This is a genomic window from Kitasatospora terrestris (genome assembly GCF_039542905.1).
In the GTDB taxonomy this organism is placed as follows: domain Bacteria; phylum Actinomycetota; class Actinomycetes; order Streptomycetales; family Streptomycetaceae; genus Kitasatospora; species Kitasatospora terrestris.
In genome coordinates this window covers 5,226,491-5,239,741 of sequence record NZ_BAABIS010000001.1, presented here as the reverse complement: position 1 = coordinate 5,239,741, position 13,251 = coordinate 5,226,491, and the positions used below count along the sequence as shown (strand labels likewise).

Annotated in this window: 14 protein-coding genes; all 14 read right to left on the bottom strand. The window is 70.9% G+C overall.

Translation table 11 applies throughout. From position 1 onward, the window contains the following. Positions 1 to 12: 12 nt before the first annotated feature. On the bottom strand, positions 13 to 1,587 hold the full coding sequence (gene atpA, locus ABEB06_RS24185) for a F0F1 ATP synthase subunit alpha (RefSeq protein WP_345698988.1): 1,575 nt from the start codon (positions 1,585 to 1,587) through the stop codon (positions 13 to 15). Between the two features lie 155 nt (positions 1,588 to 1,742). After that, a complete protein-coding gene (locus tag ABEB06_RS24180; RefSeq protein ID WP_345698987.1) occupies positions 1,743 to 2,558 on the bottom strand; it encodes a F0F1 ATP synthase subunit delta in 816 nt (271 codons plus the stop codon). Next, a complete protein-coding gene (locus ABEB06_RS24175; RefSeq protein WP_345698986.1) occupies positions 2,555 to 3,112 on the bottom strand; it encodes a F0F1 ATP synthase subunit B in 558 nt (185 codons plus the stop codon). The genes ABEB06_RS24180 and ABEB06_RS24175 overlap by 4 nt, the downstream gene beginning before the upstream one ends. 38 nt (positions 3,113 to 3,150) lie before the next feature. Further along, positions 3,151 to 3,387, bottom strand: coding sequence for an ATP synthase F0 subunit C (atpE, locus tag ABEB06_RS24170; RefSeq protein ID WP_345698985.1), 237 nt, complete (start codon positions 3,385 to 3,387; stop codon positions 3,151 to 3,153). Between the two features lie 82 nt (positions 3,388 to 3,469). Then, positions 3,470 to 4,300: a F0F1 ATP synthase subunit A gene (gene atpB / locus ABEB06_RS24165; RefSeq protein WP_345698984.1), complete on the bottom strand. Its 831-nt coding sequence runs from the start codon at positions 4,298 to 4,300 to the stop codon at positions 3,470 to 3,472. 264 nt (positions 4,301 to 4,564) lie between these two features. Then, positions 4,565 to 4,996 carry a Cg1360 family ATP-synthase-associated protein gene (locus tag ABEB06_RS24160; RefSeq protein ID WP_345698983.1) on the bottom strand — a complete coding sequence of 144 codons (432 nt, stop codon included), beginning with the start codon at positions 4,994 to 4,996 and terminating at the stop codon, positions 4,565 to 4,567. Positions 4,997 to 5,201: 205 nt separating this feature from the next. After that, positions 5,202 to 6,533, bottom strand: coding sequence for an MraY family glycosyltransferase (locus ABEB06_RS24155; RefSeq protein WP_345698982.1), 1,332 nt, complete (start codon positions 6,531 to 6,533; stop codon positions 5,202 to 5,204). A 160-nt stretch (positions 6,534 to 6,693) separates the two neighbouring features. Continuing rightward, the gene (locus tag ABEB06_RS24150; protein ID WP_345698981.1) at positions 6,694 to 7,956 is read right to left on the bottom strand and encodes a serine hydroxymethyltransferase; all 1,263 of its coding nucleotides are present in this window, start codon (positions 7,954 to 7,956) and stop codon (positions 6,694 to 6,696) included. 151 nt (positions 7,957 to 8,107) lie between these two features. Beyond that, positions 8,108 to 8,767, bottom strand: coding sequence for an arsenate reductase/protein-tyrosine-phosphatase family protein (locus ABEB06_RS24145; RefSeq protein WP_345701965.1), 660 nt, complete (start codon positions 8,765 to 8,767; stop codon positions 8,108 to 8,110). Positions 8,768 to 8,799: 32 nt separating this feature from the next. Further along, entirely contained in the window at positions 8,800 to 9,447 is a 648-nt protein-coding gene (locus tag ABEB06_RS24140; protein WP_345698980.1) for an L-threonylcarbamoyladenylate synthase, read from the bottom strand. Positions 9,448 to 9,619: 172 nt separating this feature from the next. Further along, complete coding sequence (gene prmC, locus ABEB06_RS24135; protein ID WP_345698979.1) at positions 9,620 to 10,486, bottom strand: peptide chain release factor N(5)-glutamine methyltransferase; 867 nt, start codon at positions 10,484 to 10,486, stop codon at positions 9,620 to 9,622. Positions 10,487 to 10,506: 20 nt separating this feature from the next. Further along, entirely contained in the window at positions 10,507 to 11,583 is a 1,077-nt protein-coding gene (gene prfA / locus ABEB06_RS24130) for a peptide chain release factor 1 (protein WP_345698978.1), read from the bottom strand. A gap of 114 nt (positions 11,584 to 11,697) precedes the next feature. Further along, on the bottom strand, positions 11,698 to 11,922 hold the full coding sequence (rpmE, locus tag ABEB06_RS24125) for a 50S ribosomal protein L31 (RefSeq protein WP_345698977.1): 225 nt from the start codon (positions 11,920 to 11,922) through the stop codon (positions 11,698 to 11,700). Positions 11,923 to 12,057: 135 nt separating this feature from the next. Continuing rightward, entirely contained in the window at positions 12,058 to 13,182 is a 1,125-nt protein-coding gene (locus tag ABEB06_RS24120) for an LCP family protein (RefSeq protein WP_345698976.1), read from the bottom strand. Positions 13,183 to 13,251 lie beyond the last annotated feature (69 nt).

The following is a 13,251-nucleotide window of genomic DNA, read 5'->3' as shown; positions in this document are numbered from 1 at the left end:
TCGTTACCGGACTCAGGCCTGCTCGGACAGGAGCTTGCCGTCAGCCGTGGTGAAGCCCTGCTTGAAGCCCTCGATCGCGCTGGTCAGCGCGTCGATGGTGCCGTCCTCGAGCTTCTGGGTCTCGACGATGCCGGCGAGGATGCCCTTGTGCTCCAGGCGCAGGTGGTCGAGGAACTCGCGCTCGAAGCGGCGGATCTCGGCGACCGGGACGTCGTCCAGCTTGCCGGTGGTGCCGGCCCAGATGGAGACGACCTGCTCCTCGACCGGGAACGGCTGGTACTGGCCCTGCTTCAGCAGCTCGACCATGCGGGCGCCGCGCTCCAGCTGGGCCTTGGAGGCCGGGTCCAGGTCGGAACCGAAGGCGGCGAACGCCTCCAGCTCGCGGTACTGGGCCAGGTCCAGGCGCAGACGGCCGGCGACCGACTTCATGGCCTTGATCTGGGCGGAGCCACCGACGCGGGAGACCGAGATGCCGACGTTCACGGCCGGGCGGATGCCGGCGTTGAACAGGTCGGACTCCAGGAAGCACTGGCCGTCGGTGATGGAGATGACGTTGGTCGGGATGTACGCCGAGACGTCGTTGGCCTTGGTCTCGATGATCGGCAGACCGGTCATCGAGCCGGCGCCCAGCTCGTCGGAGAGCTTCGCGCAGCGCTCCAGCAGGCGGGAGTGCAGGTAGAAGACGTCGCCCGGGTAGGCCTCGCGGCCCGGCGGGCGGCGGAGCAGCAGGGAGACGGAGCGGTAGGCCTCGGCCTGCTTCGACAGGTCGTCGAAGATGATCAGGACGTGCTTGCCGTCGTACATCCACTCCTGGCCGATGGCCGAACCGGTGTACGGGGCGAGGTACTTGAAGCCGGCCGGGTCGGAGGCGGGAGCAGCCACGATCGTGGTGTACTCCAGCGCGCCGGCCTCCTCCAGGGCGCCGCGGACGGACGCGATGGTGGAGCCCTTCTGGCCCACGGCGACGTAGATGCAGCGGACCTGCTTCTTCGGGTCGCCCGAGCGCCAGTTGTCGCGCTGGTTGATGATGGTGTCGATCGCGACGGCGGTCTTGCCGGTCTGGCGGTCACCGATGATCAGCTGGCGCTGGCCGCGGCCGATCGGGGTCATCGCGTCGATGGCCTTGATGCCGGTCTGCATCGGCTCGTGCACCGACTTGCGGACCATGACGCCCGGGGCCTGCAGCTCGAGGGCGCGGCGGCCGGTGGTGGCGATCTCGCCCAGGCCGTCGATCGCGTTGCCCAGCGGGTCCACGACGCGGCCGAGGTAGCCGTCGCCGACCGGGACGGAGAGGACCTCGCCGGTGCGCTGCACCGTCTGGCCCTCCTCGATGCCCGAGAACTCACCGAGGACGACGACACCGATCTCGCGGGTGTCGAGGTTCAGCGCGAGGCCGAGGGTGCCGTCCTCGAACTTCAGCAGCTCGTTGGCCATGACCGAGGGGAGGCCCTCGACCTTGGCGATACCGTCCATGGCCTCGGTGACCGTGCCGACCTCTTCACGCGAGGCCGCGTCCGGCTGGTACGACTGGACAAAGTCGGCCAGCGCGTCCCGGATCTCCTCCGGACGGATCGTAAGCTCCGCCATCAGGCTTCCCTGCTCTCCTAGTTTGCGATCCTCGGCCCGCCATTGAGGGCCGCAAGTACTCGACTCTCGGCCGGGTCTGTTGAACCGGCCGTACGATTTGCCGGCTCACACGGTGTGAACCGACGCCCGACCGAGGGTCGGATGATGCTTGGTGCTCAGCCTTCGAGGCCCTGGCGAGCGCCCTCGAGGCGGCTCGCGACGGTGCCGTCGATGATCTCGTCACCGATCTGCACCCGGACACCGCCGGCGACCGCGGGGTCGACGTCGATGTTCAGGTGGACCTGGCGCCCGTACAGGCCGGCCAGAGCGACCGAGAGCCGCTCCTTCTGCCGGTCCGACAGCGGGATCGCGGTGGTGACCAGGGCCACCACGCGGCCGCGACGGGCGGCGGCGAGCTTGGAGTAGGCCTCCAGCCCACCTTCCAGGCTACGGCCACGCGGGTTGGTGACCAGGCTGGTGACGAGGCGGACGGTACCGGCGTTGGCGCGGCCGCCGAGCAGCTTCTTGATCAGCTCCGCCTTGGCGGCGGTGCCGGCCTTCGGCTCGGTCAGCGCGGAACGCAGCTCGTGCGAACCGCTGACGACCCGGCCGAACCGGAACAGCTCGTCCTCGACGTCGTCCAGCGTGCCCGCCTTGTCGGCGGCGACGACCTCGGCGTAGGCGCCGAGCTCCTCGACCGCGTCGACCAGGTCACGGGCGCCGGACCAGCGGGAGCGGACCAGGCCGGAGACCAGGTCGACGGTCTCGCCGGAGACCTGGCCGGACAGCAGCGACGCCACCAGCTGGGCCTTGTCCTGACCGGACCGCGAGGGGTCGGTCAGCACCCGGCGCAGCGAGACCTCGCGGTCCAGCAGCGTGGTGACGGCAGCGAGCTCCTCGGCGAGCTTGGCCGCGTCCACCGAGGTGTTGTCGGTCAGGCTCTCGAGGTTGTCGCGACCGGCGGCCAGGGCCTCGCGGCTGGCGCCGATCACTTGGCGCCCGCCGAAGCAGCGGCCTTGGCCTCGAGCTCGCCGAGGAAGCGGTCGATGACGCCACTCTGCCGCGCGTGGTCCTCGAGGGACTCACCCACGATGCGGGAGGCCAGCTGGGAGGCCAGCGAACCCACGTCCTGGCGCAGGGCGGCGGTCGCCTGCTTCTTGTCGGCCTCGATCTGGGCGTGGCCGGCGGCGACGATGGCCTCGCGCTGGCGCTGGCCCTCCTCGCGCATCTCGGCGATCAGGGCAGCACCCTGCTCACGGGCGTGCTCGGTGATCCGAGCGGCCTCGTGACGGGCCTCGGCGAGCTCGGCACGGTACTGCTCCAGCAGGGCCTGGGCCTCGGCCTGGGCAGCCTGCGCGCGCTCCATGCCGCCCTCGATCGCGTCCCGACGCTCCCCCAGCACCTTCTCGATGCTGGGGAGGAGCTTCTTGCCGAGAATGCCGAAGACGATGAAGAAGCAGAGCAGGCCGATGATGATCTCGGGCCACGCGGGGAGCAGGGGGTTCATCTTCTCCCCCTCCTCCGCGAGCTGAGCCGCGATGTTCATATCTGGACCTTCCTCGAAAGCGGTCTACGGCAGGGGGATCAGGAGCCGGTGCCGAAGACGAACGGCATGACGATGCCGATGAGGGCGAGCGCCTCGGTCAGCGCGAAGCCGATGAACATGTTGGAGCGGATGAGGCCGGCGGCCTCGGGCTGGCGGGCCATGGCCTGGACGCCGTTGCCGAAGATCAGACCGACACCGATGCCCGGGCCGATCGCGGCGAGGCCGTAACCGACGGAGGCGATGGAACCGACGACGCCCTCAGCGAGCATGCTCATTGCAGTGTGTCCTTTGCGGGGATGTGAACCGGTGGTGGTTGGCCACCGGACGTTTCTCGGTGCGCAGCCGGGGCTGCGGGGCTCAGTGCGCCTCTTCCAGGGCACCAGCGATGTAGCTGCTGGCCAGCATCACGAAGATGTAGGCCTGCAGGAACTGGACCAGCAGCTCGAAGGCGGTCAGGCCGGCGGCCACCACGAAGGAGACCGAGCCGTAGAGCGCGCCGAGGCTCGGGCTGAGCAGGTACCAGGAGGCGATGGAGAACATCACGATCAGCAGGTGGCCGGCGAACATGTTCGCGAAGGCTCGGACCGCGAGCGTGAAGGGGCGCACGAAGATGTTCGAGAAGAACTCGATCGGCACCAGGATGAACATGACCCAGCCGGGGATGCCGGACGGCCAGCAGAGGTTCTTCATTCCGCCGACGAAGCCGTGCTTCTTGAAGGTCAGACCCATGTAGGTGACCCAGACCACCGCTGCGAGGCCGGCCGGGAACGCGATCGCCGCCGTCACCGGGAACTGCGCGAACGGGATGATCGACATGATGTTCATCAGCCAGATGAAGAAGAACATCGAGACCAGCATCGGGACGTACTTCTCGCCCTTCTTGCCGATCGTCTCCAGCACGATGCTGCGCTTGACGAAGTCGTAGCCGATCTCGCCGACCAGCTGCAGCTTGCCGGGGACCAGCTTCGGCTTGGCGAAGGACGCCCAGAAGAAGAGCACCACCAGGACGGCGACGATCATCGACAGCAGCATCGGCTTGTTGAACTCGACGCCGCCGACCGTGAAGATCGGCTCGAACTGGAACTCGTTCAGACCAGGAGCGGGGAAACCGCAGCCGGCGTCATTGAAGTGGCAGCTGCCAGAGGCGAGCGACCTGAGCTCAGTACCCACCACGGACTCCTTCGTCATGACGCATGGTTACGGCAACCTCGGTGTGTCGGCGCGGCACGTGGCCACTGAACGGCACTGGAACTTGTTGGATTTCTCCCGGACCCGGCGCGGCTCCACTGAGTGCCGCGGGATCTTCGAAAGCTTGGCGAAGCCGGGGGGCGATCCGTCCGATCGTCGGACGGGTCTGGCCGCATCCCGCACTTCGTTGTTGCGACGGACGATAGCAGCCCGTCAGGAGGGCATAAACACCGCCCCCCTCGCGAGGGGGACAGTGCGCCCCACTCACGGTTGACGCCCGGATTTGGGCTTGTCGTCGCGTTCGTCGGGCTGGACGTAGTACATCTTCGCCTTCATCGCGCCGCGCACCTGGAAGCCCGTCCAGATCAGAGCGCATCCGAGCAGCGTGAAGCCGAACACCTTGGTGTCGAAGAGCGAGGTGTTCTTGAACACCGCGAGCACGATGGCGATCAGCAGGATCTGCGTGGTGTAGACCAGCAGGCCGGCGGCCATCATCATCTGCGGGTTGTTGCGGGTGAGCCGGTCGAGGGCGACCTGGCCGAAGCTGAAGAAGCCCATCACCACCAACGTCGCGAGCAGCGCGCCGATCAGCCCCTTGGAGCCCGCAACGGCGGTGGCGATCGCAACGGCGATCAGTCCGGCGACCGCAGTGGGGATCGCGGCGCCGCGAAGGATTCGGGCGTCGTGGGACGGCATGTCGGCAACTCCGGCGGCATGTCGTAGTGGCGGGGGGAGGCAGGCCGAGGAGCGAATGGCCGGCCTTAGAGGTCTTCGGCGCGCTCTCGGTACTCGTGAACGGTATCACAAACTATTTGATGAGAGCTTTACCATGAACGTGTGGTACCTGTCACACCGTAGGCCCAACAGTGCCGCCGTACGGGCGAACGGGTTTGACGTACCGTCAGCTCTTCGGATCGGGGCGCGAGCCGACCGCGGTCGCCCCGGTCCCGATCCGTCCGAGCAGCGCCTTGTCGTCCGCCGACAGCTCGGCCATCGCGGGGGTCTCCTCGGCGGCCTCGACGCCGGCCCCGGGGGTCGCGGGGGCCTCGGCGGCCGGTGCCGGATCGCCCTGGCGGTAGCGCGGCGGGACGAAGGGCTGGACGGCCCTGGGGGCCTGCGGGCGGAACCGCGGCATCAGCAGCACCACGATGCCGACCAGGCAGAGCCCGGCCATCGTGAGCACCACGGCCCGGCCGGTGTTGGTGACCGAGACCGCGACCGTGCCGAAGGCGACCAGCGCGGCCCAGAAGTACATGATCAGCACGGCCCGGCTGTGCGAGTGCCCGACCTCCAGCAGCCGGTGGTGCAGGTGCTGCTTGTCGGCGGCGAACGGCGACTTGCCGGCCCAGGTGCGGCGGACGACGGCCAGCAGCAGGTCGGCCAGCGGCAGCGCGATCACGGTCAGCGGCAGCACCAGCGGGATGTAGATCGGCACCAGGGCGTGCACGGTGGCGGTCCGCGAACCGCTCTGGTCGGTGATCAGGTCGGGGTCGACGCGGCCGGTGATGGAGATCGCGCTGACCGCCAGCATCAGGCCGAGCATCATCGAGCCGGAGTCGCCCATGAAGATCCGCGCCGGGTGCAGGTTGTGCGGCAGGAAGCCCAGGCACATCCCGATCAGCACCGCCGAGAACAGCGCGGCGGGTGCGGCGTCGTTGATCCCGTACCCGAGCCAGAGCCGGTACGAGTAGAGGAAGAAGGCCATCGCGGCGATGCAGACCATGCCCGCCGCCAGGCCGTCCAGGCCGTCGATGAAGTTGACCGCGTTGACCATGACGACGACCAGCGCGACCGCGATCAGCATGCCCTGGGTCGGGGTGAGCGCGACCTGGCCGTAGCCGGGCACCGGGATGGAGATCACCGTCACGCCCTGCCAGACCATGACACCGGCGGCCACCATCTGGCCGCCCAGCTTGACCAGGGCGTCCACGCCCCACTTGTCGTCCAGGACGCCCAGCACGAACATGATCCCGGCCCCGGAGAGCAGCGCCTTCACGTCGCCGGTCTGCTCGAACAGCCGGCCGAGGTTGGTGAGCTGCGAGGCGGTGAGCAGACCGGCCAGCAGTCCGCCGAACATCGCGATGCCGCCGAGCCGCGGGGTGGGCTCGCGGTGGACGTCGCGGGCGCGCACCGCCGGCATCGCGCCGGCCGCGATGGCGAACTTCCGGACCGGGCTGACCAGCAGGTAGGTCACCGCCGCGGACACGAACAGGACCAGCAGATACTCACGCACCACTGGCCTCCCTGGTCACGGTCCGACGGTCGAGTACGCAGGGTACTCCCGCGCGGGTTCGAGGTTCGAGGTGCGTCGCCACGCAGCACACCTTATTGACTCGGACGCACCGGGCGCGCATCGCGGTTCGCTCCGGCGGGCGGACATGCCGGATCCGCCCTCAGCGCCGGCCCGCGAAGGCCCGGGCCAGCTCCTGCACCCGGGTGCGGATCCGCACGTCAGGACCGGAGGCGAGCAGCCGTCCGAGCAGGGCGCCGACCTCGGCCAGCTCCTCCTCCCCCATCCCCTGGGCGGCCGCCGTGCCGGTGCCCAGCCGGATCCCGGACGCCTCGGTGGGCGGCGAGGGGTCGAACGGCAGCGCGCACTTGCCGAGCATGAGGCCGGCCGCCGCGCAGCGCCGCTCGGCCTCGATGCCGCTCAGCCCGAGCGGCGAGACGTCGGCGGCGACCAGGTGGGTGTCGGTGCCGCCGGTGGTGGGCCGGGCCCCCGCCGCGGCCAGGGCGGCGGCCAGCGCCCGGGCGCCGCTCACCGCGCGGCGGATGTACGCGGTGAACTCCGGGGTGCCCGCCTGGGCCAGCGCGACCGCCTTGCCGGCCACCTCGTTCATCGCCGCGCCGCCCTGGGTGAACGGGAACACCGCCCGGTCGATCCGGCCGGCCAGCTCGTGGCCGCACAGCAGCAGCCCGCCGCGCGGTCCGCGCAGCAGCTTGTGGGTGGCGGCCACCGTGACGTCCGCGTACGGCACCGGGGAGGGCGCGGCGCCGGCCGCGACCAGGCCGATGGTCTGCGCGGCGGAGGCGATCAGGTAGGCGTCCACCTCGTCGGCGATCTGCCGGAAGGCCGCCCAGTCCACGTGCCGGGGGTAGGAGATGCCGCCCGCGATGATCGCCTTCGGGCGGTGCCGGTGGGCCAGCTCCCTGACCTGCTCCAGGTCGATCAGCCCGTCCTCCTCCCGCACGCCGTAGCCGACGAAGTCGAACCAGCGGCCGGAGAAGTTGGACCGGGAGCCGGCGCTCAGGTGGCCGCCGTGCTCCAGCGACATCGCCAGCACCGTGTCGCCGGGCCGCAGCAGCGCCGCGTAGGCCGCCAGCATGGCCGAAGTGCCGGAACGGGCCTGGACGTTGGCGTGCGGGGCGGCGAACAGCTGGCGGGCCCGGTCGACCGCGAGCAGCTCCACCGTGTCGGCCGGGGCGCAGCCGGTGTGGTGGCGCTGGCCGGGGTACCCCTCGGCGTACTTGTCGATCAGCGGGCCGGCCAGCGCGGCGAGCACGGCCGGGCTGGTGAGGTTCTCGCCGGCCAGCAGTTGCAGGCTCTCGGCGCGGCGCTCGGCCTCCGCCGAGAGCAGGTCGGCGACCAGCGGATCGGCCCGGCGCAGGGCCGCGGAGGCCTCCCAGTGGGTCGGCACGGCATCGGTGACCGTCATCGCGTGGCTCCCGGGCAGCGGCGGGGCAGGGCACTCTCCAGCGTATGACCGCACCCCCGGGGAGGCCCGTCCGCACACACCGGCATACCGCCGTCAGGGCGTGCACACATTGCACACACAATCCCCCCACGGTCTCCCCGCAGAACCCCCGTCAGTCCTGTCGGCAGACCCCGGTGAGCGCGGTCACCACCGGATCCAGCGCGTCGAAGATCTCCTCACCGCAGTTGCGGAACATGCCGATCGGCGCGCCGTACGGGTCGTCCAGCTCGTCCGACTCCGGCGTGGAGGCCAACAACCACCCGCGCAGCGCAGCTGCCGCGCGGACCAGTGCGCGGGCGCGTTCGGTCAGCCGCGCGCCGTCCCTGGGATCGGGCAGGGTGCCCGGGTCGACCCGGCGCACCAGCCGGGTGAACTCCTTGATGGTGAAGGTGCGCAGGCCCGCCGCGTGCCCCATCGATATCACCTGGGCGCGGTGGTCCAGGGTCGCGGTCAGCACCAGGTCGGCGTCGATCACGTGCTCGTCCAGCAGCTCGCGGCCGGCGAAACCGCCGCTGTCCGCGCCGTACTCCCCCAGCACGGTCGCCGCGTGCGCCTCCATCGGCGCGCCCTCGTGCCCCCACGTCCCCGCGCTCTCCACCAGGATCCGGCGGCCCAGCACCGGGCCGAGCCGCAGGTCCAGCTCCAGCCGGGTCAGCCGCTCGGCGATCGGTGAACGGCAGATGTTGCCGGTGCAGACGAACAGGATCCGGAAGCGGTCCACCGGCAGCGGGCCCTCGGCCGGCCGCCGGAGGAGGGTCAGACCGCCGGATATGCCGGGCTCGGCGTCGTGCAGCGAGGCCGCTGTCAACTGCCGGCCTCCAGGTCCGGTACGACCTCCCTCAGCTGCTCGACGCTGACCGCGCCCGCGCGCAGCACCACCGGGACCTTGCCGGTGACGTCGACGATGGTGGACGCCATCGCGTGGTCGGCCTGCCCGCCGTCCAGGTAGATCGCGATCGCGTCGCCCAGCTGCGCCTCGGCGTCGTCGCAGGTGGACGGCGACGGGCCGCCGGTCTTGTTGGCGCTGGAGACGGCGAGCGGGCCGGTGGCGTTCAGCAGCTCGATGGCGACCGGGTGCAGCGGCATCCGGACCGCGACCGTGCCGCGGGTCTCCCCGAGGTCCCAGCGCAGCGAGGGCTGGTGCTTGGCGACCAGGGTCAGCCCACCCGGCCAGAACGCGTCGACCAGCTCCCACGCCTGCTCGGAGAAGTCGGTGACCAGGCCGTGCAGCGTGGTCGGCGAGCCGACCAGCACCGGCGAGGGCATGTTGCGGCCCCGGCCCTTGGCGTCCAGCAGCGCGGCGACCGCCTCCGGCGAGAACGCGTCCGCGCCGACGCCGTACAGCGTGTCGGTGGGCAGCACCACGAGCTCGCCCCGGCGGATCGCCGAAGCGGCCTCCCGCAGTCCGCTCGCGCGGTCCCCGGCGTCGGAGCAGTCGTAACGGCGGCTCATCGGTGCAGTCCCCTCTCGGAAGTCACGGCGAAGTTCACAGCGGAGTTCACAGCGGAGCCCGGCACGCCGTGGTGCTGTGCCGGACGGTTCCCGACGACGCCCTCCGGGCGGTCGTGCTGTGCTGGACGGTTCACAACGACGCCCTCCGGGCGGTCGTGCTGTGCTGGACGGTTCACAACGACGCCCTCCGGGCGGTTGTGAAACGCGGCCGGTTGTTCAGGTCGCGGTGGTCGGCGGCGTCCGTCCAGCCGGCCTCCTCGCGGAAGATCCACGGGACCTGGCCGCCCTGGGTGTCGGCGTGCTCGATCACCACCACGCCGCCCGGCCGGAGCAGCCGCGCGGCGGCCCGCTCGATCAGCCGGATGGTGTCCAACCCGTCCTCGCCGCTGAACAGCGCGAGCTGCGGGTCGTGGTCGCGGGCCTCCGGCGCCACGTACTCCCACTCGGTGAGCGGGATGTACGGCGGGTTGCTGATCACCAGGTCGAAGCGCCCGTCCCACTCGCGCTCCTGCTCGAACGCGCGGGTCGCGTCGCCCTCGTGCAGGACGACCCGGCCGCGGTCCGGCGAGGCGGCGATGTTGCGGCGGGTGTACGGCAGCGCGCCCTCGTCCAGCTCGAAGGCGTGCACGGTGGAGCGCGGCAGCTCCTGCGCCAGCGCCAGCGCGATCGCGCCGGAGCCGGTGCACAGGTCGACCACCAACGGCTCGGCGACGTCCATGTCACGGACGGCGTTTATCGCCCACTCGACCACCGACTCGGTCTCCGGCCGGGGCACGAAGACGCCCGGCCCGACCTCCAGCTCCAGGTAGCGGAAGAAGGCCCGCCCGGTGATGTGCTGCAGCGGCTCGCGCTGCTCGCGGCGGGACACCGCCTCCCAGTACCGGGCGTCGAAGTCGGCGTCCTTGACGGTGTGCAGCTGGCTGCGCTTGACGTTGTGGATGTACGCCGCCAGCTCCTCCGCGTCGAAGCGCGGCGAGGGCACACCGGCCGCGGCCAGGCGCTGGGTGGCCTGGGCCACCTCGGCGAGCAGCAGGTTCATCCGTGCGTCCCCTTAAAGGATCAGTTCTCCTGCGCGGCGGCCAGCTTGGCCGCGGCGTCGGCGTCCACGCAGGACTGGATCACGGCGTTCAGCTCGCCGTCCAGGACCTGGTCCAGGTTGTACGACTTGAAGCCGGTCCGGTGGTCGGAGATGCGGTTCTCCGGGAAGTTGTAGGTCCGGATCCGCTCCGAGCGGTCCACCGTGCGGACCTGGCTGCGGCGGGCGTCCGAGGCCTCCCGCTCGGCCTCCTCCTGCGCGGCCGCCAGCAGCCGCGAACGCAGGATGCGCATCGCCTGCTCCTTGTTCTGCAGCTGGCTCTTCTCGTTCTGGCAGGAGGCAACGATACCGGTCGGCAGATGGGTGATCCGGACCGCGGAGTCGGTGGTGTTGACCGACTGGCCGCCGGGGCCGGAGGAGCGGTACACGTCGATCCGCAGGTCGTTGGCGTGGATCTCGACCTCGACCTCCTCGGCCTCGGGCGTGACCAGCACGCCGGCGGCGGAGGTGTGGATCCGGCCCTGCGACTCGGTGGCGGGGACGCGCTGCACCCGGTGCACGCCGCCCTCGTACTTCAGCCGCGCCCAGACGCCCTGGCCGGGCTCGGCGGTGCCCCTGGTCTTCACGGCGACCGAGACGTCCTTGTAGCCGCCGAGGTCGGACTCGTTGGCGTCGATGATCTCGGTCTTCCAGCCCAGCCGCTCGGCGAAGCGCAGGTACATCCGCAGCAGGTCGCCGGCGAACAGCGCCGACTCCTCGCCGCCCTCACCCGCCTTGACCTCCAGGATGACGTCCTTGTCGTCATTGGGGTCGCGCGGGACCAGCAGCAGCCGCAGTTCCTCGGTCAGCTCCTCCTGGCGGGCCTCGGCGTCCTTCATCTCCGCGATGAAGTCCGAGTCCTCGGCGGCCAGTTCGCGGGCGGCCTCGATGTCCTCGCCGGCCTGGCGCCAGGCCAGGTAGGTCCGGGTGATCGGGGTCAGCTCGGCGTAGCGCTTGGCGAGCTTGCGGGCGTTGGCCTGGTCGGCGTGGACCGACGGGTCGGCCAGGCGCTTTTCGAGGTCGGCGTGCTCGGTGAGGAGCTCTTCGACTGCCTCGAACATGGGGTGGGCCTACTTCCCGGAAGAGAGCTGAACAGAGGAGGAGATGCGAAACGGCGCCGGCCCGGACGCCCCCACGAGTACGCGGGGGCGCCAGAGACCGGCGCCGTGGAAGCGCTAGGCCTTGCCGCCGCTGAGCTTCTTGCCGAAGCGGGCCTCGAAGCGGGCCACGCGGCCACCGGTGTCCAGAATCTTCTGCTTGCCGGTGTAGAACGGGTGGCACTGCGAGCAGACCTCGGCGCGGATCTCGCCGCTGGTCTCGGTGGAGCGGGTGGTGAACTCGGCGCCACAGGTGCAGGTCACCTTGGTGAGCACGTACTGCGGGTGAACGTTGGCCTTCAAGGGGTTCTCCTAGATGTTCGGGAGGGCACCGGGTCGGTGGCCGGGCAGCCACGCGTGAACCGGGACCGACGGACCAGTCTGCCAGCACTGGCCGCTTCTTCCCAAACCGGGAGCCGTCCGGCGTTATTCCACCGCTCAGCGGGCGCGTGCCGGGGTGGCGGAAGCACTGGCGCCGGGGGTGGCCTCGGCCGGGTTGGCGGGCTGCGAGGCGACCACCGCGGGCGGCACCGCCCGGTCCGCGCGCAGCGCCGCCCACAGCTGCTCGGCGGCCGGCGCGGCGGGCACCACCCGGTTGGCGTCGGTCGGCGCGGTGACCACCGGCAGCGTGACCATGGTCATCTGCTCCGGCCCGATCGCCTTGAGCCGCTCCGCCAGGCCCACCAGGGCGCTGACCGACCCGAGGTCCGAGTCGGTGGTCAGGGCCCGGGTCAGCTTGTCGCCGACCGACCACAGCGTGGCCGGGTTCGAGGTCAGCCCGATCTCGCCCACCTGCGCCATGATCGACTTCATCATCTGCTTCTGCAGCTCGATCCGGCCCAGGTCGCTGCCGTCACCGACGCCGTGCCGGGTGCGGACGAAGGCCAGGGCCTGCTCGCCCTGCAGGTGGTGGGTGCCGGCCGACAGGTCCAGCCCGCTGTCCTTGTCGTCGATCGGGACCGTGGTGGTGACGTCGACCCCGCCGATGGCGTCTATCAGGTCGGCGAACCCGGCGAAGTCGATCTCCACGTAGTGGTCCATCCGCAGCCCGGTGAGCTGCTCGGTGGTCCGCACCGCGCAGGCCGGGCCGCCGGCCTCGAACGCCGAGTTGTACATCGCGCTCCTCGCCGCCGGGACGGGCTTGCCGTCGGCCGCGGTGCAGGCGGGCCGGGCGACCAGGGTGTCGCGCGGGATGGAGACCACCGAGGCGGCGGTGTGCGCCTGGTTGACGTGCACCACCATCGCGGTGTCCGAGCGGGCGGTGCCGCCGGTGTCCCCGCCCGCCAGGTTGCCGTTGGAACCGGCCCGGGAGTCCGAGCCGAGCACCAGCACGTTGAACGAGCCGTCGGTGGCCGCCGGTGGCCGCCCGGTGCCCAGCTGGGCGTTGATGTCGACGCTCTTGAGGTTGCCGTTGAGCTTCCAGTACGCGACGCCGCCCACCGCGGCGGCCAGCACCAGCAGGCCGGCCAGGGAGAACAGGGCGATCCGCAGGGCCCGGCCGCGCGGGCTGCGCTGCTGACGGTGTCCGGCCATCTCGCCCCATTTCTCCCACTGTGTGGTCATTCGAGCATAGGTGACGCCCGGATCCGCCCTTCCAGTTCCCCGAAACGCCCGGAAAACGCCCGGAGCCCC